The following is a 21979-nucleotide window of genomic DNA, read 5'->3' as shown; positions in this document are numbered from 1 at the left end:
TGATGCGCTGGATTGTTCGTGCGTGGCGCGAACTATAGCGGCGCATCGCGGCGGATCGAACCGCCAAAAGGGGGTGTCGCGCGCCGGTGGAGGGTCAGGACTTGCTGGACACCTTGTGCCGCATCAGCCGGCCTTTCTCGCGCTCCCAGTCCTTCTTCTTCTCGGTGTCGCGCTTGTCATGCTCGGCCTTGCCCTTGGCCAGGGCGATCTCGGCCTTCACCCGGCCGCCCTTGTAGTGCAGGTCCAGCGGCACGAGGGTGAAGCCCTTTTGCTCCACCTTGCCGATGAGGCGGCGGATCTCCTCCTTGTGCATGAGCAGCTTCTTGGTCCGGTCGGCCTCCGGATTGACGTGGGTGGAGGCGCTGCGCAGGGCGTTGATGCGGCAGCCGATGAGGTACAGCTCCCCGTCGCGGATGACCACGTAGCCGTCGGTCAGCTGGACCTGCCCCGCACGCACGGCCTTGATCTCCCAGCCCTGCAGGACCATGCCCGCCTCGAAGCGTTCGGTGATGTGGTAGTCGAACCGCGCTCGGCGGTTTTCCGCGATGGACATGTCGGCAACTGCGCTCAATACAATCGACCCATTGTATGAAGCACGTCAAGAAGTCCGTTCTGCTCTGGTACTCGCCGCACGAGATGTACGAATTGGTCACCGGGATCAAGGACTATCCGAAGTTCCTGCCCTGGTGCGACAAGGCGGAAGTTCTTGAAACCCACGAGGGTGGCATGACCGCGCGGCTGCACATCCACTACGCCGGGTTGCGCCATGCCTTCACCACCCGCAACGAGCATGTGAAGGACACGATGGTCAAGGTCTCGCTGGTGGATGGCCCGTTCTCCAAGCTGGACGGCACCTGGAAGTTCACCCGCGTGGGCTCCAGCGAGAACACCTGCAAGATCGAGTTCGACATGGCCTACGCATTCGCCAACCCGGCGCTGGAGGCCTTGGTGAGCCCGGTGTTCGACCGCATCGCAAACACCTTCGTGGACAGCTTCGTCAAGCGTGCGGAGCAGGTCTATGGCGAGCGCTGACATCCGCGTGGTGGTGGCCTACAGCCCCGGGCCGCGGGTGGTGGACCAGGTGGACCTGGTGCTCCCGGCCGGCGCGACCGTGCTGGAAGCGCTGCAGGCCAGCGGCGTCATCGACCGCCATCCGGAGATCGACCCGACCCAGGCGAAGCTGGGCGTGTGGGGCAAGCTCAGGCAGCCTGGCGATGTCTTGCGCGATGCCGATCGCGTGGAGGTCTACCGGCCGCTGAAGGTCGATCCGAAGGAGGCGCGTCGCCAGCGCTACCAGAGCCACCGCGAGACGGTGAAGGCGCGGGAAGCGCAGAAGAAGGCGCGCGAAAGCCACTAGGCCGGGCGCCGGGCCCGGCCGTCGAGGACCGTCTTACTTGCACTCGCTGTTGATGACGTCGCGTGCGCGGCGGGCTTCTTCCGCCCGCTGCTTGTCGTCCAGGATCTCGCGCTCGCCCTTGTCGTTGGTGCGGGCGATGCGGCCGCCTTCGTCCAGGGTGCGCTGGTAGCTCTTGGCACGGGCACAGTTCTCGGCGCGCTGGGCGGCGAGCTTGTCGTCTTCCGCCTTCTTCTTGGCGGCCTCGTCCTGCTCGCCCTTCTTTCGCTTGGCCTCGAGTTCCGGGTCGACGCGGGCGCCGCTGGCGGCACCGGACGCCGCGCTGGCCGCGACCGGCGACAGCACGCGGCGCTGCTGGCCGCTGTTGGGCCGCTGCAGGATGTCCTGGTCCGGCGTGCCGGCCGGGGGCGGGGTGTCGCTGTACTGGATCTGCCCGGTCTTGCTGCGCCACTTCCACTGGGCAGCCGCCGGCATGGCCAGCGTGGCGCCGACGAGGGCGGAAACGAGGACGACAGTCAATCGGCGCATGGTGTGGGCAAGGGGGGACTTGGCGGCGGTTCGCCGATGCCGGCAGTGTAGTCGGGGTGTGCAATCCGCCACAGGTAACCAGGATGTGACGAAGCGCCAAGGTGTGAACTTGTTCCGCATCCGTATAATCTGCTTTTGCGTCTGGAGCTTTCCTCATGCGCCTTCTCGGCAAAGCGCTCACCTTCGACGACGTGTTGTTGGTGCCTGCGTTCTCCCAGGTGTTGCCCCGCGACACCAACCTTTCCACCTCCCTGTCCCGCAACATTCGCCTGAACCTGCCGCTGGTGTCCGCCGCCATGGACACGGTGACGGAGGCTCGCCTGGCCATCGCGATTGCGCAAGAAGGCGGCATCGGCATCGTCCACAAGAACCTCAGTGCGCGCCAGCAGGCGGCCGAGGTGGCGCGGGTCAAGCGCTACGAGTCGGGCGTGCTGCGCGACCCGATCATCGTCAGTTCGAACACCCCGGTGCGCCAGGTGATGGAGCTGTCCCACCAGCACGGCGTCTCCGGGTTCCCGGTGGTCGACGAAGGCAAGGTGGTGGGCATCGTCACCAACCGCGACCTGCGCTTCGAGACTCGCCTGGACGTTCCGGTGCGCGAGATCATGACCCCGCGCGACAAGCTCATCACCGTCGACGAAGGCGCGACGCTGGAGCAGGCCAAGTCGCTGATGCACAAGCACAAGCTGGAGCGGGTGCTGGTGGTCAACAAGGCCTTCGAGCTGCGCGGCCTGATGACGGTGAAGGACATCACCAAGCAGACCAGCTTCCCCAACGCTGCCCGTGACTCGCACGGCAAGCTGCGCGTGGGCGCCGCCGTGGGCGTGGGCGAGGGCACCGAGGAACGCGTCGAGCTGCTGGTCAAGGCCGGCGTCGACGCCCTGGTGGTCGACACCGCCCATGGTCACAGCGCCGGGGTCATCGAACGCGTGCGCTGGGTCAAGAAGAACTTCCCGCAGGTGGACGTGATCGGCGGCAACATCGCCACCGGCGCTGCGGCACTGGCACTGGTGGAAGCCGGCGCCGACGGCGTGAAGGTCGGCATCGGCCCCGGCTCCATCTGCACCACCCGCATCGTGGCCGGCGTGGGCGTGCCGCAGATCACCGCCATCGACAACGTGGCCACCGCGCTCAGGGGCACGGGCGTTCCGCTCATCGCCGACGGCGGCATCCGCTACTCGGGCGACATCGCCAAGGCCATTGCAGCAGGCGCGTCCACCGTGATGATGGGAGGCATGTTCGCCGGCACCGAGGAAGCCCCCGGCGAGATCGTGCTGTTCCAGGGCCGCAGCTACAAGAGCTACCGCGGCATGGGCTCCATCGGTGCCATGCAGCAGGGCTCGGCGGACCGCTACTTCCAGGACAACACCGGCGCGAATCCGAATGCGGACAAGCTGGTGCCCGAAGGCATCGAAGGCCGCGTGCCGTACAAGGGCTCGATGGTCTCCATCGTGTTCCAGATGGCCGGCGGCCTGCGGGCGTCCATGGGCTACTGCGGTTGCGCGAGCATCGACGACATGCGCAACAAGGCGGAGTTCGTGGAGATCACCTCGGCGGGCATCCGCGAGAGCCACGTGCACGACGTGCAGATCACCAAGGAAGCGCCGAACTACCGGATGGAGTGAGGCCTCGGCCTCGCCAAGCGCCTCATCCTGGCGAGCGCCGGGATGAGGATTTTTCCTTTTCGACAAACCGAGTCCATGTCCCACGCCGAAGCCATCTCCCCCGAAGCCGCCAAACGGCCGGCGGCCATGCGCTTCATCATGCTCACCGTGCTGATCGACATGATCTCGATCGGCCTGATCATCCCAGTGCTGCCGGTACTGGTGGGTACCTTCACCAGCTCGAAGGCCGAGCAGTCGTACTGGTACATGGCGGTGACCTTCGCTTTCGGCATCGCCAACTTCTTCGGCTCGCCGATCCTGGGTGCCCTGTCTGACCGCTACGGCCGCCGGCCGGTGTTGCTGCTGGGCTTCTGCGGACTGGCGATCAACTTCTTCGCGACCGCGTTGAGCACGGCCTTGTGGATGCTGGTGGCCGTTCGCCTGGTGGGCGGCGCAATGCAATCCAACATCGCCGTGGCCAATGCCTACGTGGCCGACATCACGCCGCCTGAAGAACGCGCCCGCCGCTTCGGCCTCCTGGGCGCGATGTTCGGCGTGGGCTTCATCCTCGGGCCGATGCTGGGTGGATTCCTGGGCGAACACAACCCGCACCTGCCGTTCTTCGTGGCGGGCGGACTGGCGCTGCTGAACCTGGGCTATGGCTACTTCGTGCTGCCTGAATCCCTGCCGGCCGACCGGCGACGCCCGTTCGAATGGAAGCGGGCCAACCCGATCAACGCGCTGACAGCACTGACCCAGCTGCATGGCGCCGGCCTCCTGGTGGCCGTGCTGGCCTTCACCGGCCTGGCGCAGTTCATCCTCTACACGAGCTGGGTGCTCTACACCTCGTTCAAGTTCGGCTGGACGCCGTACCTCAACGGCGTGTCGCTCGCCGTGGTGGGCGTGGTGTCGGTCATCGTGCAGGGCGTGCTGCTGGGCAAGCTGCTCAAGCGCTACACGCCGCAGCGCCTGGCGGTCATCGGGCTGGTGTCGTCGACGCTGGCCTACTTCGCCTACGGCGCCGCGCCCGAGGGCTGGATGATGTACGCCATCATCGTGCTCAACTTCCTCGGCTTTGCCGTCGCGGCCTCGTTCCAGAGCATCATCAGCAGCGCCGCGGGCGCCGACATGCAGGGCCAGACCATGGGCGCCGTGAGTTCGCTCAACAGCCTCACGTCGGTCGTCGCGCCTCTGCTGGGGCCGCCGCTGCTGGCCATGGTGTCGCACCTGCCGCCGGGTGACTGGCGCACCGGCTCGCCGTTCTACCTGTGCTCGGCCCTGCAGCTCGTGGGCCTCGTGCTCGCCATCGTCCATTTCCGCGGCATGCGCCGCCAACGGCTCGCCGCGCAGGCGGGCTCCACCGCCTGAGTGTCATCCATGCACGACAAGATCCTCATCCTCGATTTCGGCTCCCAGGTCACCCAGCTCATCGCACGCCGCGTGCGCGAGGCGCATGTGTACTGCGAAATCCATCCGAATGACGTGAGCGACGCGTTCATCCGCGAGTTCGCGCCCAAGGGCATCATCCTGTCGGGCAGCCATGCCAGCACCTATGAATCGGAAGAGCTGAAGGCGCCCGATGCGGTGTGGCAGCTGGGCATTCCGGTGCTGGGCATCTGCTACGGCATGCAGACCATGGCGGCGCAACTGGGCGGCAAGGTCGAGTACAGCGACCACCGCGAGTTCGGCTACGCGGAGGTGAGGGCGCATGGCCACACCGAGCTGCTGCGCGGCGTGCAGGACTTCGCCACCGCTGAGGGCCATGGCATGCTCAAGGTGTGGATGAGCCACGGCGACAAGGTGACCGCGCTGCCGCCGGGCTTCAAGCTGATGGCCTCCACGCCGAGCTGCCCCATCGCCGGCATGGCCGATGAATCGCGCGGCTACTACGCCGTTCAGTTCCACCCCGAAGTGACGCACACGCTGCAAGGCCGCGAGCTGCTCAACCGATTCGTGCTGGGCATCGCCAAGGCCAGGCCCGATTGGGTGATGGGCAACTACATCGAGGAAGCCGTGGCCCGCATCCGCGAGCAGGTGGGCAGCGAGGAAGTCATCCTCGGACTGTCCGGCGGCGTGGATTCGAGCGTGGCCGCCGCGCTCATCCACCGCGCCATCGGCGACCAGCTCACCTGCGTGTTCGTGGACCACGGCCTGCTGCGCCTGAACGAAGGCCAGATGGTGATGGAGATGTTCGCCGGCCGCCTGCATGCGAAGGTGGTGCATGTGGACGCCAGCGCCCAGTTCCTCGGCCACCTGGCCGGCGTGAGCGACCCCGAGGCCAAGCGCAAGATCATCGGCCGCGAGTTCGTGGAGGTGTTCCAGGCCGAGGCGAAGAAGCTCAAGAGCGCCAAGTGGCTGGCCCAAGGCACGATCTACCCGGACGTGATCGAGAGCGGCGGCGCCAAGACCAAGAAGGCCACCACCATCAAGAGCCACCACAACGTGGGCGGCCTGCCCGAGACGCTGGGCCTGAAGCTGCTGGAGCCGTTGCGCGAGCTGTTCAAGGACGAGGTGCGCGAACTGGGCGTGGCGCTGGGCCTGCCGCACGACATGGTGTACCGCCATCCGTTCCCCGGGCCGGGCCTGGGCGTGCGCATCCTCGGCGAGGTGAAGAAGGACTACGCCGACCTGCTGCGCCGGGCCGACGCCATCTTCATCGAGGAACTGCGCAACACCCGCGACGAGGTCAGCGGCAAGACCTGGTACGAGCTGACCAGCCAGGCCTTCGCGGTCTTCCTGCCGGTCAAGAGCGTGGGCGTGATGGGCGACGGCCGCACCTACGACTACGTGGTGGCGCTGCGCGCGGTGCAGACCAGCGACTTCATGACGGCCGACTGGGCCGAGCTGCCCTACAGCCTGCTCAAGCGCACCTCGGGCCGCATCATCAACGAGGTGCGCGGCATCAACCGCGTGACCTACGACGTGTCGAGCAAGCCGCCCGCGACCATCGAGTGGGAGTGAGCCGCAGCGGCTGAAGGGCGAGGGCCATGTCATCGCATGCCTTGTTCTTCGCCGTGAAACCCGATGCCGCGGCCGCCGCGAAGCTGCTGGCCCTGGGGCGGCGGCTGCGTGAGCACCATGGCCTCAAGGGGCGCTTGTTCGACGCGGCCAGGCTGCACGTGACGCTGCACTTCTTCGGGCGCTTTCCTGCGCTCGACGATGCCTTGGTGCAGGGCTTGTGCCGGGGAGCCGACGAGGTCCGCGCCGAGCCCTTCGCACTGCGTTTCGACCACGTGGGCAGCTTCGCTCGTCCGAGCAATGCGCCGCTGGTCATGCGGACCGGCGACGGTGCGCCTGGCGCCAAGGCGCTGCATCAGCACCTCGCCGCCGCCCTGGTTCACCACGGTGTCGGCACGCGGCCCGAACGCCGCTTCGTGCCTCATCTCACCTTGCTGTACGACGACAAGTCCTTGCCCGAGCTCGAAGTCGACCCCATCGAATGGACGGCGAACACCTTCGACCTCGTGCACAGCGAGTCGGGCCAGGGCCATCGCGTGTTGCGCCAATGGCCACTGCGTGCGGTTTGAACGGCCGCGGCTTGGCACAATCACCCACCATCCGGCCGCACGTGCCGGCCCATTGAGACCGAGGTCCATCCATGAGAGCCATCTTCGGCGTGCTGTCCCTTCTGGTCGTCCTGGCCATCGTCGGCGTCATGGCCAAGAAGCAGTTGCAGGCGGTGAACAGCATCGGGTCCTCGCGTCCCGCCGCGCAGGCGGGTGCCGACGCCACGACCGCTGCTCCGGCGGCGAGCACCGTTCGTGCGCAATCCCAGCAGATCCAGCAGCAGGTGCTCAATGATGTGAACAAGGCGCTCCAGCAGGGCACCGACCGCAACGAGGCCGCTGAGAAGTGATCACCCCGGCAGACGAACATGCGATGCGCATCGCGCTCGACCAGGCTCACAACGCGTGGCTGGTCGGGGAAGTGCCCGTGGGCGCGGTCATCATGCGCGCGGGGCAGGTGATCGCCACCGGCTACAACCGGCCGATCACCGAGCATGACCCCACCGCGCACGCGGAAATCGTGGCCCTGCGGCATGCCGCCACGCTGCTGGGCAACTACCGATTGCCGGAGTGCGAGCTGTACGTGACGCTGGAGCCCTGCGCCATGTGCGCCATGGCGCTGATGCACGCCCGATTCAAGCGGGTGGTGTTCGGCGCGACCGATCCCAAGACCGGCGCGGCCGGCTCCGTGGTGAACCTCTTCGGCGAGCCCAGGCTGAACCACCACACCGAGGTCGTCAGCGGCGTGCTGCCCGACGAGTGCGGCAAGATCCTGCGCGACTTCTTCGCCGAGCGGCGCGAGCAGTTCCGCAACCGGCGCGGCGGCACGGTGCCTGCCGCCTTGCCCGAGGTGACCATCGCCGAAGAACCGATTCCCGCGGGCGAAGTGGTCGAGATCGACCTGCCCGTGGCCAAGCCCTGATTTTTCCCTTTCCCAATGAACGACCTGATTCTTTACACGCCAGCTGGTGTGGTTCCCAAGGCTGCCCTGGTGCGCCGTGCCGCCAAGCGGCTCACGAAACTCGGTTTCGAGGTGAGCATCGACGAGGCGGCGCTGCTCAAGCACCAGCGCTTCGGCGGCGATGACGATGCGCGCCTGGCCGCCATCCACCGCGTGGCCAAGGCGGCGCCGCACGTGGCCTTCGCCACGCGCGGCGGCTACGGCCTCACCCGGCTGCTGGACCGCATCGACTGGAAGCTCATCGCCAAGAGCGTGGAGCAGGGCACCCACTGGGTCGGCCAGAGCGACGTGACTGCCTTGCAACTGGGCTTGCTCGCCCATGCCAAAGGCGTGACCTGGCAGGGCCCGCTGGCGTGCGACGACTTTGGCGGCGACACGGTGGACGACATCACCGAGGCGGTGTTCCTCGAAGCCATGAGCTGCGAGCTGGAAGCCCTGGGTTTCCGGACCACCGAAGGATTCGACGGCCTGCAGGTCAAGGGGACCATCTGGGGCGGCAACCTGTGCATGATCAACTCCATGCTGGGCACGCCGCACTGGCCGAAGATCAAGGGCGGCATCCTCTTCCTGGAAGACGTGAACGAGCACCCCTACCGCATCGAGCGCTCGCTGCTGCAATTGCACCAGGCTGGGGTGCTGGACGCCCAGAAAGCCATCGTGCTGGGCGAGTTCACCAACTACCGCAAGTTCCCGCTGGACCGAGGGTTTACGCTGAAGACGGTGATCGCGCACCTTCGGACGCTCACGAAGACGCCCATCCTCACCGGCCTGCCGTTCGGCCACGTGCCGACCAAGGTGACGTTGCCGGTGGGCGCCAAGGCGCAGCTCGTGGTGGATGGCCGCGATGTGCTGATTGGCTGGGAACACCACCACGAGCACTGAGCCGTAACCCGGTTTCATGTCGGGCCCGGGCCGACCGGCCTAGACCACTTGTCGCCTAGGTGACTTCCCTAGCGCACCAAATCTGGAGCGCCCGCTCTAAAGCCCCAGGCACAAGCCTTGCGAACGGGTTAAACCCTGAGCGGGTGCCTTCTGCCCCTCGCTTATCATCCGCGGCTGCCTCGAGGGGACCCGGCCACAAGCCGGTGATCGTCCGAGGCACATTGTTTTTCTGCGCCCGCTGCGTTTACGCATGCAGCCGGCGATGCCTGGAAGGGACGACCGCTATATGCACGGTCATGATCAAGTGAACGCAAACGGATCCGCCGGCGCGCTGCTGCGTGCGCCGCGCCGCTTGCTCGCGGTGTTGGCCGTCGGCTTGAGCAGCTTGCTCGCCACCGGCTGCAACAACAGCCCGCAACCCCACGACGGCCCCGGCTCCAACACGCTGTTCACCGCCGTCATCGAAAGCTCGCCGCGCCACCTGGACCCGACCGCGTCCTACTGGTCGAACGACACGCCCTACACCTACCAGATCTACGAGCCGCTGTACGGCTACCACTACCTCAAGCGCCCCTTCGTCCTCGTGCCCAAGACGGCCGAGGAGGTGGTGAAACCGCATTACCTGGACAAGGACGGCAAGGAGCTGCCGGCCGACACGCCGGGCGAGCAGGTGGTCGAGAGCGTCTATGACATCCCCATCAAGAAGGGGATCATGTTCCAGCCGCATCCGGCCTTCGCCAAGGATGAGCAGGGGCACTATGTCTACCACTCGATGAAGAAGGGCGAGCTCGGCAACCGCCGCACGCCCATGGACTTCGAGAAGACCGGCACCCGCGAGCTGGTGGCCGAGGACTTCGTCTACGCGCTCAAGCGCCACGCCACCACGCGCATCACCACGCCCATCTCGGGCATCTTCTCCGAGTACGTGGTGGGCCTGAAGGAGTACATGGAGCTCGTGAAGGCCGAGGACGCCAAGCTGCGCAAGGGGCTGGACCCCGCTAGCCTGGACCGGCCGATGCTCGACTTCCGCAAGTGGCCGCTGGCCGGCGCCACGGCGCCCGAGAAGTACCTGTTCCGCGTGCGCATCAAGGGCAAGTACCCGCAGTGGAACTACTGGATGTCCATGACCTTCCTCGCCCCCGTGGCCTGGGAAGCGGACGCCTTCTACGCGCAGCCGGGACTGGCCGAAGCCAACATGACGCTGGACCGATGGCCGGTGGGCACCGGCCCCTACATGCTCGTGGAGAACGTGCAGGACCGCCGCCTGGTCATGAAGCGCAACCCGAACTACCGCGGCGAGCCGTACCCCTGCGAAGGCATGCCCGGCGACAAGGAAAACGGCATGCTCGATGACTGCGGCAAGAAGACGCCGTTCATCGACACCATCGTCTCCACCATCGAGCGCGAGAAAGTGCCCCAGCGCGGCAAGTTCCGCCAGGGCTTCTACGACATCGAGGTGTTCGAGCGGGTGGACACCGGCCAGGAGTACATCGTCGAGAAGGACGACTCCGACGAAGTGCGCAAGGAATACGACGAGCGCGGCTTCCGCCTGGACAAGGCCACCGACATCTCCAGCTGGCTGGTGGGCTTCAACATGCTCGATCCGGTGATCGGCTTGGGCGACACGCCCGAGAAGAAGCTGAAGAACCGCAAGCTGCGCCAGGCGATCTCCATCGCCATGGATTGGGAAGAGTGGAGCACGGTGTTCCCGCAAAAGGGCGGCGAACCGGCCATGGGTCCGCTGCCCGGCGGCATCTTCGGCTCGCGCCACGGCAAGGCCGACGGCGTGAACCCGGTGACGCACAAGGTGGTGAACGGCCAGCTCGTGCGCCGCTCGCTGGACGATGCGAAGAAGCTGATGGTCGAGGCCGGCTACCCGGATGGCCGCGACGAGAAGACCGGCCAGCCGCTGGTCATCAACTACGACTACTACGCGCTGCCCACGCCGGAGCGCAAGGCCGAGATCGACTGGGTGGTCAAGCAGTTCGCCAAGCTGGGCATCCAGCTCGAAGTTCGTGCCACCGACAACAACCAGTTCCAGGACAAGGTGCGCAAGGGCAAGCACCAGGTGTTCTGGCTGGGCTGGCTGGCCGACTACCCGGACGCGGAGAACTTCCTCTTCCTGCTGTACGGCCCCAACGGCAAGACGCGCTCGGACGGCGAGAACACCTCCAACTACGAGAATCCCGAGTACGACAAGCTGTTCAACCAGCTCAAGTTCATGGACGACGGCCCGCAGAAGCAGGAGCTGATCGACAAGATGGTGCACATCGCGCAAGAGGATGCGCCGTGGTCGTTCGGCTACTTCCCGTTCTCGTCGGCGGCCATGCAGCACTGGCTGCACAACGCGCGTCCCACGGTGCTGATCCGCGACCCGGGCCGCTACTACAAGCTTGACACCAAGGAGCGTGAACAGCGCATCGCCCAGTGGAACAAGCCCGTGTGGTGGCCTGTGGTGCTGGGCGTGCTGGCCGTTGCCGCGATTGTCTGGCTGGCCATGCGCAGCTTCAAGCGTCGCGAGCGCACGAATGCGCGCGGCGAAGTGCTCGCCTCCTGAGGTCTTCCCACCGATGCTTTCCTACCTGACTCGACGCGTCATCTATGGCGCGCTGGTGTTGCTGGGCGTGAACCTGGCGACCTTCTTCCTGTTCTTCACCGTCAACACGCCCGACGACATGGCGCGCCTGAACATCGGCGGCAAGCGCGTCACGCCCGAGCTCATCTCCAAGTGGAAGATCGAGCGCGGCTACGACAAGCCGCTGTACTGGAACGACAAGAAGGAAGGCTCCGAGAAGTTCACCGAGACGATTTTTTGGGACCGATCGGTCTCCTTGTTCTCGCTGAACTTCGGCCGCGCCGACGGCGAGAGCGCGGGCAACATCGGCCACGAGGTCAGCACGCGCATGTGGGTGAGCATGCAACTGGCGCTGCCGCTGTTCCTGCTGCAGGTCATCGCAAGCACGAGCTTCGCCTTGCTGCTGGTGATGTTCCGCCACACCAAATGGGACTTGTGGGGCGTGGTCACGTGCGTGTTCATGCTCTCGATTTCCAGCCTGTTCTACATCATCGTCGGGCAGTTCCTGTTCTCGCGCGTGCTCAGGCTTGCGCCCATCTCGGGCTATGCGCCGGGTCTCGACGTGGTGAAGTTCCTCGTGCTGCCCATCGGACTGTCGCTGCTGGCGCGGCTGGGGGCCGAGGCGCGGCTGTACCGCGCGATGTTCCTCGAAGAAATCGGCCGCGACTACGTGCGCACCGCGCGCGCCAAGGGCCTGGCCGAGACGGTGGTGCTCTACAAGCACGTGCTGCGCAACGCGCTGATTCCCATCATCACCAGCGCCGGCGCCTACCTGCCTTACGTATTCATGGGCAGCCTGGTGTTCGAGAGCTTCTTCGGCATCCCGGGCCTGGGCGCCTACGTGATCGAGGCCATCACCAAGCAGGACTTCGCCATCGTGCGCACCATGGTGTTCGTGGGCTCGCTGCTGTACATCGCCACCTACGTGCTGATCGACATCCTCTACACCTGGGCCGACCCCCGCGTGCGGCTGGCCTGAGGGAAGAACAAAGATGAAATTCGTTTTCCTCTGGACCGACGTCGTCATCTGGGCACTGGTGATCCTGCTGCTCGTCTACGGCGTGATGGTGTCGCGCAGCCCCACCTGGCGCGTGAGCTGGGGCAAGGTGTTCCGGGATGCGCCCGCACTGGCCTCTGTCGTGGTCGTGCTGCTGTGCCTGGGCGTGACGGCGGTCGACAGCATCCACTACCGCCGGGCGTTGTCCAGCGGACCGGGCAAGGAAGTGGCTTACGAACCGCGCACCCGCTCGACGCTGGACGCCATGCTGGAAAGCCTCATCGACTCGCGCGAAGCGACGTACTCCAAGCCGCTGGCCTACGTGGGTTTCCGCAAGGAATCGGTGGAGGTCAACGGCAAGGTCGAGCGCGTGGCGCCGCGCCTTGTGTTTGGTGGCGCTCATCTGAAGAATCCGGAGCAGGAATGGGCCGGTGATGTGGCGGCCCGGACCATCAAGGGCTTGATCGGCGGCGCCGTGGTGTCTGTTCTCTTCGGCCTGGCGATGGTCTTTGCGCTGGCGCGCACGAACAAGACTTCCCTGGGCGAGATGTGGCAGCGCGTGTGGCACGGCGAAACCCCGATTCCCTGGCGCGTCGCACTCATCACCGTGACGGTGGTCGCGCTCATCTTCGGGCCCATCATCGCGCTGCTCGGTCCCTACCACGTGCTGGGTACCGACCGCACCGGCAACGACGTGCTGTACCAGTCGCTCAAGAGCATCCGCACGGCCTTCGTGATCGGCACGCTGTCGACCATCGCGACGCTGCCGCTGGCGGTGGTGCTGGGGATCATGGCCGGCTACTTCCGCGGCTGGGTGGACGAGGTCATCCAGTACATCTACACCGTGCTGTCGTCGGTGCCGAACATCCTGCTCATCGCGGCCTTCGTGCTGATGGTGCAGGTGTTCCTCGACAAGCATCCGGAACTCTTCGAGACCGGCGCCGAGCGCGCCGACCTGAAGCTCTTCCTGCTGTGCGCCATCCTCGGCCTCACGGGCTGGGCGGGCCTGTGCCGCCTGCTGCGCGCCGAGACGATGAAGCTGCGCGAGCTCGAATACGTGCAGGCCGCGAGTGCGTTTGGCGTCGGTTCCATGCGCATCATGTCCAGGCACATCTTCCCGAACGTCGCGCACCTGATGCTCATCACCACGGTGCTGGAGTTCTCGGCGCTGATCCTCTACGAAGCCGTGCTGTCGTACGTGGGTGTGGGTGTCGACCCGAGCATGAACAGCTTCGGCGGCATGATCAACCTCGCCCGCACCGAGATGAGCACCGACCCGGTGGTGTGGTGGAGCTTCGCCGCGGCCTTCACTTTCATGGTGACACTGGTGCTGGCGGCCAACCTCTTCGCCGACGGCGTGCGCGATGCTTTCGACCCGCGCGCCCGGGTGTTCCGTCCCAAGCGCATGAGCACGCGCAAGCCCTCAGCCGCTGCCTGATTCGACGACCATGCTGAACGTTTCTGATCTCAAGGTGGCGCTGGACGCCGATGCAGGTCTGGTCAAGGCCATCGACGGGCTGACGCTGTCGATCGCGCGCGGCGAGACTTTCGCGCTGGTGGGCGAATCGGGCTGCGGCAAGAGCATGACTGCGCTGGCGCTGATGCGTCTGTTGCCCGAGAACGGCAAGGTCACCAACGGCACGCTGGACATCGACGGCAACGAGATCTTCGCGCTGCCCGAAGCGGCGATGCGCAAGGTGCGTGGCGGCAAGATCGGCATGATCTTCCAGGAGCCCAGCACCAGCCTGAATCCGGTGATGCGCGTGGGCGACCAGATCGTGGAGGCCATCGAGGCACACACCAGCCTGCGCGGGCAGGCTGCGCGCGAGAAGGCCATCGACTGGCTGCGCCGCGTGGGCATTCCCGAACCGGAGCGCCGCATCGACGAATACCCGTTCCGCATGAGCGGCGGGCAGAAGCAGCGCGTGATGATCGCCATCACGCTGGCGGGTGAGCCAGACTTCATCGTCGCCGACGAGCCCACCACCGCGCTGGATGTGACCATCCAGGCGCAGATCCTCGACTTGCTCAAGCAACTGCAGAAAGAGCAGGGCATGGGCATGCTGCTCATCACGCACGACCTGGCAGTGGTGTCGGGCATGGCGCATCGCGTGGCGCTGATGTACGCAGGGCAGATCATCGAAGTGGCGACGGCGCAGGAGTTCTTCCGTGCGCCCAAGCATCCCTATGCGCGCTTGCTGTTGCAGGCGCTGCCCGACAGCAGCAAGCGTGGCGGCACGCTCGCCGCCATCGCAGGTACCGTGCCGCCGCTGTGGCAGGAGTTCCATGCCTGCCGCTTCGCGCCGCGTTGCGACAAGGCCTTCGACACCTGCGGCAAGCGGCCGCCGGCGCTCACGCACCTGTCGCCGACGGCGAGCGTGCGCTGTTTCCTTTACGAACCCGAGGCTGTGGCCGAAGCAGCACGCAATGGCAGCGGTGCACCGGCGGCAGCACCTGTCACCGAATCGCACGGCGTGGAAGCCGCTCCGGTGAAGAAGACGCTGGGCGATGTGCTGCTGGACGTGCAGAACCTGCGCGTGAAGTTCGCCATCCGCAAGGGCATGCTGCGCCGGGTGCAGGGCGCGTTCCACGCGGTGGACGGTGTCTCGTTCCAGGTGCGCGCCGGCGAGACGCTGGCGCTCGTGGGCGAGTCGGGCTGCGGCAAGACGACCACCGGCAAGGCCATCGTGCAGCTGCTGCGCAACCAGGCGGTGATCGAAGGCAAGGCGGTCTTCAACGGCGCCGACCTCTTCACGCAGGAAGGCGAGGCCCTGCGCAACGCGCGCCGCTCCATCCAGATCATCTTCCAGGATCCGTTCGCCTCGCTGGATCCGCGCATGCGTGTCTTCGACATTCTCGAAGAAGGCCTGCTGGCGCTGCGTCCCGATCTCGATGCGAACACGCGGCGTACCAATCTGGAACGCCTGGTGGACCAGGTGGGTCTGCGCCGCGATGCGTTGGCGCGCTATCCGCACGAGTTCTCGGGCGGCCAGCGGCAGCGCATCGCCATTGCACGCGCGCTGGCGGTGGAGCCCAAGCTCATCGTGTGCGACGAGCCCACCTCTGCGCTGGATGTGTCGGTGCAGGCACAGATCCTCAACCTGCTCAAGGACCTGCAGCGCGAGCTGGGCGTGTCCTATCTCTTCATCACGCACAACATTGGGGTGGTCGAGTACATCGCCGACAACATCGCGGTGATGCAAAGGGGGCGCATCGAGGAGGCCGGAAGCGCCCAAACGGTGCTCGAAAACCCGCGGACGGACTACACGCGTACGCTACTCGCAGCAGTGCCCCGTATCGAGGCGGCCGCTGCCTGAATCAGCGGCCGGACGAAGCGGCTTAGACCACTTTGCAAGAGGGGTTCGCAAGCGCCTTTACAAACCCCCGGCGCGCGTGTTGCGACCAGCCAACGAGATGGTTGAACGGCGCCTAGGGACATGCCCCTAAAGCTTGGGATGCGCACGTATGAAACGCAGTTTCACCAACTCGTAAAACGCCCGCAAACCCGCATGAAATAAGGCTTTGCGGCTGAGTGCGAGGTGGTCTAGACATCTTTGTCGCCGCGCGGTATGCGAGCGATCAAGGAATACCCTGAAAGCGCCAATAACCCGCTCAGTGACAATTCCTTTACACGTCTTCGCAGACGAGCCACAGCCTATTCAAAAAGTCGGCATGTGACTTGCTCAAGGACTGGGTCTATCGATCAACCTTTCAGTGCTTCATACAGGAGATCACATGTTCAGAACAACGAAGGTTTGCAAAGGCATCGTCCTTGCCTTCGGCGGCTCCCTCGCTCTCATGCAGTTGCCTGCGCTCGCGCAGCAGCAGCTTGAGAAGGTCGAGATCACGGGCTCGTCGATCAAGCGCATCGACGCAGAATCCGCGGTGCCCGTCCAGGTGCTGACCCGCGACGACATCCAGCGCACCGGCGCGACGACTGTCGAACAACTGCTGCAAACCGTGAGCGCGGTCACCTCCTCGGGTGGCCTCACTGCTTCTTCCGTTTCCGGCGCCACCACCGGCGGCATCTCCTCCATCTCGCTGCGTGGCCTCAACTCCACCCGCACGCTGGTCCTGTTGAACGGCCGCCGCATCGCCCCGTACGGCATCGGCTTCACCGGCGACTCCGTGTCGGTGGACGTCAACAGCATTCCGCTGGCCGCCGTCGAGCGCGTCGAAGTCCTGAAGGACGGCGCCTCGGCCATCTACGGCTCTGACGCCGTGGCCGGCGTGGTGAACTTCATCCTGCGCAAGGACTTCACCGGCACTGAAATCAGCGGTACTTATGGTGATACGTCCGGCGGCGGCGCCAGCGTCGTTCGCGGCTCGGCCACCCTCGGCTTCGGTGACCTGAGCAAGGACCGCTACAACGTCATGCTCGTGGCGTCGTGGCAGAAGGAAAAGCCGCTGTTCGGCCGTGACCGTCCGTTCTCCCGTGTCGGCTTCAACAGCCTCAATGACACGACCTCGGGCAACACCTTCCCGGCCAACATTGCGGCCGCCGACGGTTCCTTCGGTTCGCGCAATCCTTCGAACCCCGCCTGCCCGGCGCCGTACACCGTGTACGACCCGCAGTTGTCCACCAAGGCCTGCCGCTTCGACCCGGCACCGCTGGTCCAACTGACCCCGACCGCCGAGCGCACCAGCCTGTTCTCGCAGGCTCGCTTCGCGATCACGCCGGACATCGAGGCCTACCTCGAAGCCTCGCTGAACCACAACTCGCAGAACAACGTCATCCAGCCGGTGCCGATTTCGGACCAGTTCGCGCTGCCGCCGAGCCACCCGCTGTACAACGTCGCGCCGTACAACGGCTTCTCGACCATCCTGCTGAAGCCGACCAGCCCGTTCTACCCGACGGCCTATGTGCAAGGCCTCACCGGCGGTGCAACGCCTGACCTGCTGGTGCGTTGGCGCGCTGCCGCCGCCGGCAATCGCGACCTGACCGACATCTCCGATGCACCGCGCCTGGCCTTCGGTGTCAAGGGCACGACCTTCGGCTGGGACTGGGACGGCGGCTACCTGCACTCGCTCAGCCACGTCGTCGAGCAAGTCAACAATGGCTTCCCCTCGCTGTCGAAGATCCTGCCGCTTCTCAACAGCGGTACCGTGAACTTCTTCGGCCCCAACACGCCGGCCATCGATGCGGCGATCCAGGCCACCAACTTCCGCGGCAACGCCTTCGAGATCAAGTCCAGCCTGGACAGCTTCCAGTTCAAGGGCTCGCGTGAAGTCGCCCAACTGCCCGCCGGTGCCGTGGCGGTTGCCGTGGGCAGCGAGTACCGCAAGGAAACCTACAAGTTCAATGCGGATCCCACCATCCAGACCGGCGACATCTCCGGCTACGGTGGCAACTTCCTGAGCGTGGACCGCAGCCGAAAGGTCGGCGCCCTGTTCGGTGAAATCAACGTCCCGGTGTTCAAGGGCTTTGAACTCGACGGCGCCGTGCGCTACGACAAGTACGGCGGCGTTGGCAGCTCCACGACCCCGAAGCTGGGCATGCGCTTCCAGCCGGTGAAGGAAGTGCTGGTTCGCGGCTCCATCGGCAAGGGCTTCCGCGCCCCCAGCCTGCAGGACCTGTACGCGCCCAACACGACCGGCGTGACCCCGCCCGGACTGAACGACCCGCTGGCCGATTGCAGTGCGTCCAACCCGTCCAAGGACGTGCGTGACTGCGCGACGCAGTTCCCGATCCTCAACGGCGGCAATGCGAACCTGAAGCCCGAGAAGTCGACCAACACGACGCTGGGTATCGTGTTCGAGCCGACCAGCAGCACGTCCATCGCGGTGGACTACTTCAAGATCCACCTGACGAACACGATCGGCAACGGCGTGCCGGCAGCAGTGATCCTGGGCGACCTGGCGAAGTACGGCTACCTCGTGACCCGTGGTGCACCTGATGCGTCCAATCCCAATGGCCACATCATCAACATCGACCAGACCAACCTGAACTTCGGCCAGACCAAGCTCGCCGGCTTCGACTTCGACGGCAAGTTCCGCTTCAGCGCGGGCGAAGTCGGCAAGGTCACGGTGAACTACAGCGGCACGTACTTCACCAAGTACGACACCGAGAACCTCGACGGTACGTTCTCGCCGAACATCAACCTGGTCAACAGCAACACCGGTGGTCTGATTCCTCGCCTGAAGACCTACCTGTCGGTCACGCTGGCCCGCGGTCCGTGGAGCTACACGCTGGCGCAAAGCTGGCAGAACAGCTACGAAGACCTGCCCGGCACGCTGGAAGACACCAGCGATCCGGCCTGGAAGCCCCGCCGTGTCGGCGCGTATGAGCTGTATGACGCGCAGGTGCAGTACACGGGCGTGAAGAACCTCTCCATGACCGTCGGCATGAAGAACATCTTCAACCGTCCCCCGCCGTACTCCAACGCTGGTGGTCAGACCTCGTTCCAGACGGGCTACGACCCGCAATACGGCGACCCGCGCGGCCGTTTCGTGTACGCCACGCTGACCTACACGTTCAAGTAAGGAATCGGGTCCAGGCTTCCTGCGCAGCAGGCGGCGGCAAGGGTGCAAACCCGGGTTGCCGCCGACCTCGCTGCGTAAGACAGTTACTGACAAACTCTGCGCCCGCTGGCCACAAGCTAGCGGGCCATTTTGTTATCCTGTGCGGCTCCTGCAGCCGCAACCGAAGACCCGAAACTGGAGATCCCAGGGTATGGACTTTTCCAAGCGACAACGCGATCCGCGGCGACATGCCGTCGGACTCGGCTTTGTCATCGCGTTTCATGCGCTCGTCATTTGGGCCCTCGTTTCCGGCCTGGGCAAGCGAATCATCGATGTGGTGCGCGCGCCCATCGAAACCAAAGTGATCGAGGAGATCAAGAAGCCGCCGCCGCCGCCGGAGATCGTGGTGCCGCCGCCTCCCAAGATGGAAGCGCCGCCGCCGCCGTACATTCCGCCGCCGGAAGTGCAGATCGCGACGCCGCCGCCCGTGCAGCCGACGATCACCGTCAAGCCGTCGGACACGCCTCCGCCGCCGCAGGAAATCCGCCCCGTGGCGCCGAAGGTCGAGGCTGCGCCGACGCCTCCCGGCCCGGTGAACATCCGCGCCGTCTGCGCCAAGATGCCCCAGCCCGAGCTTCCGGGTCTGAACATCACCGGCCAGGTGACGATGGTCGCCAAGATCACGATCCAGGGCGGCAAGGTTGCCAACGTCGAGGTGGGCCAGATCCGTGGCACCAGCGACCGCAAGGCACAGCGACTGCTCGCACAAGCCGTCGAATCGGCCATCCGCGAATACCAGTGCGCGGGCGATGCCCAGGCCGTCCAGGAGTTCGTGTTCAACATCAACTGACGCGAATTCTTCATGTCGCCGAGTGGCTCACAAGGCCACCGGCGTGATCCAAAACAAACTTTTGACTTTCGGATATCCAGGAGATCTCTCCATGTTCACCCGTATCAACCGAACCCTCGCCGCAGCGGCGCTGACCCTCGCAGCCGCTTTTGCCATCGCACCGGCCCACGCCCAAGCACCCGCCAGTGCCCCTGACGCCACGGCAGCCCCTGCGGCGGCCACCCCGGCTCCGGTGGCTCCCGCCCCGATTTCCACCAAGGAAACCGTCGACAACCCCTACGGCATCAAGGCGCTGTGGGCACAGGGCGACTTCGTGGCCAAGGGCACGCTGTGCATCCTGTTCATCATGTCGCTGGGCAGCTGGTACATCCTCATCACCAAGCTTTATGAAAGCATGAAGATCGCCGGCGAGGCCAAGGCCGCGCGCAAGGGCTTCTTCAAGCACGCCAGCCTGGGTGATGCGGCCAAGACGCTCAAGCAAGGCAGCGCCTTCCGCTTCATCGCCGAGACGGGCATCGAAGCCGGTGACCACCACGAAGGCGCGCTCACCGAGCACATCGACCGCAACACCTGGGTGACGATGAGCGTGCAGCGTTCCGTGGACGACGTGCAGTCGCGCCTGCAGGACGGCCTGGCCTTCCTGGCGACGGTGGGTTCCACCGCTCCGTTCGTGGGCCTGTTCGGTACCGTCTGGGGCATCTACAACGCGCTGACGGCCATCGGCATTGCCGGCCAGGCGTCCATCGACAAGGTGGCCGGCCCCGTGGGTGAAGCGCTGATCATGACCGCCATCGGTCTGGCCGTGGCCGTGCCTGCGGTGCTGGGCTACAACTGGCTGGTCCGCCGCAACAAGGTCACGATGGAAGCCGTTCGCAGCTTCAGCGCCGACCTGCACGGCGTGCTGATGGGCGCCCGTACGACGACTCGCTGAACGCTCGCCGTCTGTGAAACGTGAATGGCGAGACGTGAAATGTGAGCAGGGATGAAAGCGTGACGTTGCGGGCCACGAGCCGGCAACGATTCATGTTTCACCTGCCGCGTTTCACGTCTTCGCTGCAAGGAGAACACACATGGCAATGAACGTCGGCAGCGACAGCGGCGACGATGAGGTTGTCTCCACCATCAACACCACGCCCCTGGTGGACGTGATGCTGGTGTTGCTGATCATCTTCCTCATCACGATTCCGGTGGTGACCCAGACGGTGCCGCTGAATCTGCCCAAGGAAACCAACATCGCGCGCCAGACCAAGCCCGAGAACATCGAGATCTCGGTCAACAAGGACGGCGACGTCTTCTGGAACGCGCAGCTGGTGCCCGACAACGAGGCGCTGTTCCAGCGGCTCAAGAAGATCGCGACGATGACGCCTCAGCCCGAGGTGCACATCCGTGGCGATGAGAAGAGCCGCTATGAATCGGTGGGCCGGGTGATCTTCGCCTGCCAGCGCGCAGCGATCCTGAAGATCAGCTTCGTCACCGAACCCCCGCCCAAGGGCTGAACAGGAGTACACGACATGGCAATGACCCTAGGTGGCGGCGGAGCCGAGCCGGACGTGATGGTCGACATCAACACCACGCCGCTGATCGACGTGATGCTGGTGCTGCTGATCATGCTGATCATCACGATCCCGATCCAGCTGCACAGCGTGAACCTGAACATGCCCGCGGGCAACCCGCCGCCGCCGACCAAGGAGCCGGTGGTTGTCACGATCGACATCGATTTCGACGGGACGGTGTTGTGGAATGGCGAGGCGCTGCCGGATCGCCTGACGCTGGAAAGCAAACTGTCACAAGCTGCAGCACAAGCTGACCAGCCGGAAGTGCACATCCGGCCGAACAAGCTCGTTGAGTACAAGTCGGTGGCGATGGTGCTGGCCAGCGCCCAACGGCTTGGCGTGACCAAGCTGGGCATGGTCGGCAACGAACAGTTCGTGAAATAACGGCCCCCCGGTCGCTGGCGCTCCTGCCCCCGAGGGGCGCCGCCCAGAGGACCGGCACAGCCGGATCCTCGGGCGTGGCTTGGGGGACGCCTCGCTGCGCTCGCTTTTGTGAGGGTCGCGGGGCGTTCTTGTTTGGTTCCAATTCGAGATGGTGATGATGCGACAACTCCTTCTGAAAACCGTGGCCGCAGCTGCGCTGACGCTGGCGCTGGGCGCGCAAGCCCAGGAAGCCGTGCGCCCGGACGTGGGCAAGCCTTTGCAGGCCGCGCAAGAGCTGATCAAGGGCGGCAAGTACAAGCAGGCGCTGGACAAGGTGCGCGAGG

20 protein-coding genes are annotated in these 21979 nt (G+C 65.4%); 18 read left to right on the top strand and 2 right to left on the bottom strand.

Features of this window, described 5'->3' with window-relative positions:
- Nucleotides 1–94 precede the first annotated feature (94 nt).
- Nucleotides 95–553, bottom strand: coding sequence for an SsrA-binding protein SmpB (smpB, locus tag DZC73_RS15015; protein ID WP_124541176.1), 459 nt, complete (start codon nucleotides 551–553; stop codon nucleotides 95–97).
- A 35-nt stretch (nucleotides 554–588) separates the two neighbouring features.
- On the opposite strand from smpB, the gene DZC73_RS15010 reads away from it, so the two are divergent.
- Nucleotides 589–1032 (top strand): type II toxin-antitoxin system RatA family toxin, encoded by a 444-nt coding sequence (locus DZC73_RS15010; RefSeq protein WP_124541175.1) that lies wholly within the window; start codon nucleotides 589–591, stop codon nucleotides 1030–1032.
- On the top strand, nucleotides 1019–1357 hold the full coding sequence (locus DZC73_RS15005) for an RnfH family protein (RefSeq protein ID WP_124541174.1): 339 nt from the start codon (nucleotides 1019–1021) through the stop codon (nucleotides 1355–1357). The genes DZC73_RS15010 and DZC73_RS15005 overlap by 14 nt, the downstream gene beginning before the upstream one ends.
- 33 nt (nucleotides 1358–1390) lie before the next feature.
- On the opposite strand, the gene DZC73_RS15000 is transcribed toward DZC73_RS15005, so the two are convergent.
- Entirely contained in the window at nucleotides 1391–1882 is a 492-nt protein-coding gene (locus DZC73_RS15000; RefSeq protein ID WP_124541173.1) for a DUF4124 domain-containing protein, read from the bottom strand.
- Between the two features lie 155 nt (nucleotides 1883–2037).
- Between DZC73_RS15000 and guaB the strand changes: the two genes are divergently transcribed.
- The 16 genes from guaB (at nucleotide 2038) to DZC73_RS14920 (ending at nucleotide 21656) form a co-directional block, all read left to right on the top strand.
- A complete protein-coding gene (guaB, locus tag DZC73_RS14995) occupies nucleotides 2038–3507 on the top strand; it encodes an IMP dehydrogenase (protein ID WP_124541172.1) in 1470 nt (489 codons plus the stop codon).
- A 75-nt stretch (nucleotides 3508–3582) separates the two neighbouring features.
- Nucleotides 3583–4854: an MFS transporter gene (locus tag DZC73_RS14990; RefSeq protein ID WP_235835143.1), complete on the top strand. Its 1272-nt coding sequence runs from the start codon at nucleotides 3583–3585 to the stop codon at nucleotides 4852–4854.
- Between the two features lie 9 nt (nucleotides 4855–4863).
- Nucleotides 4864–6447: a glutamine-hydrolyzing GMP synthase gene (gene guaA, locus DZC73_RS14985; RefSeq protein ID WP_124541170.1), complete on the top strand. Its 1584-nt coding sequence runs from the start codon at nucleotides 4864–4866 to the stop codon at nucleotides 6445–6447.
- A 26-nt stretch (nucleotides 6448–6473) separates the two neighbouring features.
- Nucleotides 6474–7013: an RNA 2',3'-cyclic phosphodiesterase gene (thpR, locus tag DZC73_RS14980; RefSeq protein ID WP_124541169.1), complete on the top strand. Its 540-nt coding sequence runs from the start codon at nucleotides 6474–6476 to the stop codon at nucleotides 7011–7013.
- A gap of 71 nt (nucleotides 7014–7084) precedes the next feature.
- A complete protein-coding gene (locus DZC73_RS14975) occupies nucleotides 7085–7342 on the top strand; it encodes a hypothetical protein (protein ID WP_124541168.1) in 258 nt (85 codons plus the stop codon).
- A 23-nt stretch (nucleotides 7343–7365) separates the two neighbouring features.
- Nucleotides 7366–7914 (top strand): tRNA adenosine(34) deaminase TadA, encoded by a 549-nt coding sequence (gene tadA / locus DZC73_RS14970; RefSeq protein WP_124541167.1) that lies wholly within the window; start codon nucleotides 7366–7368, stop codon nucleotides 7912–7914.
- Nucleotides 7915–7929: 15 nt separating this feature from the next.
- The gene (locus tag DZC73_RS14965) at nucleotides 7930–8835 is read left to right on the top strand and encodes an LD-carboxypeptidase (RefSeq protein WP_124541166.1); all 906 of its coding nucleotides are present in this window, start codon (nucleotides 7930–7932) and stop codon (nucleotides 8833–8835) included.
- A gap of 304 nt (nucleotides 8836–9139) precedes the next feature.
- Nucleotides 9140–11392: an ABC transporter substrate-binding protein gene (locus DZC73_RS14960; RefSeq protein ID WP_235835142.1), complete on the top strand. Its 2253-nt coding sequence runs from the start codon at nucleotides 9140–9142 to the stop codon at nucleotides 11390–11392.
- A 13-nt stretch (nucleotides 11393–11405) separates the two neighbouring features.
- A complete protein-coding gene (locus DZC73_RS14955) occupies nucleotides 11406–12389 on the top strand; it encodes an ABC transporter permease (RefSeq protein WP_124541164.1) in 984 nt (327 codons plus the stop codon).
- A gap of 13 nt (nucleotides 12390–12402) precedes the next feature.
- Nucleotides 12403–13845 carry an ABC transporter permease gene (locus tag DZC73_RS14950; RefSeq protein ID WP_124541163.1) on the top strand — a complete coding sequence of 481 codons (1443 nt, stop codon included), beginning with the start codon at nucleotides 12403–12405 and terminating at the stop codon, nucleotides 13843–13845.
- Nucleotides 13846–13855: 10 nt separating this feature from the next.
- Nucleotides 13856–15724, top strand: a complete 1869-nt coding sequence (locus tag DZC73_RS14945) for an ABC transporter ATP-binding protein (RefSeq protein WP_124541162.1) — start codon at nucleotides 13856–13858, stop codon at nucleotides 15722–15724.
- A 418-nt stretch (nucleotides 15725–16142) separates the two neighbouring features.
- Nucleotides 16143–18890: a TonB-dependent receptor gene (locus DZC73_RS14940; RefSeq protein WP_124541161.1), complete on the top strand. Its 2748-nt coding sequence runs from the start codon at nucleotides 16143–16145 to the stop codon at nucleotides 18888–18890.
- Nucleotides 18891–19029: 139 nt separating this feature from the next.
- Nucleotides 19030–19719, top strand: coding sequence for an energy transducer TonB (locus DZC73_RS14935; protein ID WP_124541160.1), 690 nt, complete (start codon nucleotides 19030–19032; stop codon nucleotides 19717–19719).
- A gap of 91 nt (nucleotides 19720–19810) precedes the next feature.
- Nucleotides 19811–20650: a MotA/TolQ/ExbB proton channel family protein gene (locus DZC73_RS14930; RefSeq protein ID WP_124541159.1), complete on the top strand. Its 840-nt coding sequence runs from the start codon at nucleotides 19811–19813 to the stop codon at nucleotides 20648–20650.
- 139 nt (nucleotides 20651–20789) lie between these two features.
- The gene (locus tag DZC73_RS14925) at nucleotides 20790–21215 is read left to right on the top strand and encodes an ExbD/TolR family protein (RefSeq protein ID WP_124541158.1); all 426 of its coding nucleotides are present in this window, start codon (nucleotides 20790–20792) and stop codon (nucleotides 21213–21215) included.
- Between the two features lie 15 nt (nucleotides 21216–21230).
- On the top strand, nucleotides 21231–21656 hold the full coding sequence (locus DZC73_RS14920; protein ID WP_235835141.1) for an ExbD/TolR family protein: 426 nt from the start codon (nucleotides 21231–21233) through the stop codon (nucleotides 21654–21656).
- Nucleotides 21657–21979 lie beyond the last annotated feature (323 nt).

Source organism: Rhizobacter terrae (assembly GCF_003852895.1).
GTDB lineage: Bacteria > Pseudomonadota > Gammaproteobacteria > Burkholderiales > Burkholderiaceae_C > Albitalea > Albitalea terrae.
This window is presented reverse-complemented; position numbering and strand designations above follow the sequence as displayed.

Bases quoted from the DNA above. Each gene is read 5' to 3' on its own strand.
- smpB (WP_124541176.1), bottom strand. From the start codon at position 553: ATGTCCATCGCGGAAAACCGCCGAGCGCGGTTCGACTACCACATCACC.
- DZC73_RS15010 (WP_124541175.1), top strand. From the start codon at position 589: ATGAAGCACGTCAAGAAGTCCGTTCTGCTCTGGTACTCGCCGCACGAG.
- DZC73_RS15005 (WP_124541174.1), top strand. From the start codon at position 1,019: ATGGCGAGCGCTGACATCCGCGTGGTGGTGGCCTACAGCCCCGGGCCG.
- DZC73_RS15000 (WP_124541173.1), bottom strand. From the start codon at position 1,882: ATGCGCCGATTGACTGTCGTCCTCGTTTCCGCCCTCGTCGGCGCCACG.
- guaB (WP_124541172.1), top strand. From the start codon at position 2,038: ATGCGCCTTCTCGGCAAAGCGCTCACCTTCGACGACGTGTTGTTGGTG.
- DZC73_RS14990 (WP_235835143.1), top strand. From the start codon at position 3,583: ATGTCCCACGCCGAAGCCATCTCCCCCGAAGCCGCCAAACGGCCGGCG.
- guaA (WP_124541170.1), top strand. From the start codon at position 4,864: ATGCACGACAAGATCCTCATCCTCGATTTCGGCTCCCAGGTCACCCAG.
- thpR (WP_124541169.1), top strand. From the start codon at position 6,474: ATGTCATCGCATGCCTTGTTCTTCGCCGTGAAACCCGATGCCGCGGCC.
- DZC73_RS14975 (WP_124541168.1), top strand. From the start codon at position 7,085: ATGAGAGCCATCTTCGGCGTGCTGTCCCTTCTGGTCGTCCTGGCCATC.
- tadA (WP_124541167.1), top strand. From the start codon at position 7,366: ATGCGCATCGCGCTCGACCAGGCTCACAACGCGTGGCTGGTCGGGGAA.
- DZC73_RS14965 (WP_124541166.1), top strand. From the start codon at position 7,930: ATGAACGACCTGATTCTTTACACGCCAGCTGGTGTGGTTCCCAAGGCT.
- DZC73_RS14955 (WP_124541164.1), top strand. From the start codon at position 11,406: ATGCTTTCCTACCTGACTCGACGCGTCATCTATGGCGCGCTGGTGTTG.
- DZC73_RS14950 (WP_124541163.1), top strand. From the start codon at position 12,403: ATGAAATTCGTTTTCCTCTGGACCGACGTCGTCATCTGGGCACTGGTG.
- DZC73_RS14945 (WP_124541162.1), top strand. From the start codon at position 13,856: ATGCTGAACGTTTCTGATCTCAAGGTGGCGCTGGACGCCGATGCAGGT.
- DZC73_RS14940 (WP_124541161.1), top strand. From the start codon at position 16,143: ATGTTCAGAACAACGAAGGTTTGCAAAGGCATCGTCCTTGCCTTCGGC.
- DZC73_RS14930 (WP_124541159.1), top strand. From the start codon at position 19,811: ATGTTCACCCGTATCAACCGAACCCTCGCCGCAGCGGCGCTGACCCTC.
- DZC73_RS14925 (WP_124541158.1), top strand. From the start codon at position 20,790: ATGGCAATGAACGTCGGCAGCGACAGCGGCGACGATGAGGTTGTCTCC.
- DZC73_RS14920 (WP_235835141.1), top strand. From the start codon at position 21,231: ATGGCAATGACCCTAGGTGGCGGCGGAGCCGAGCCGGACGTGATGGTC.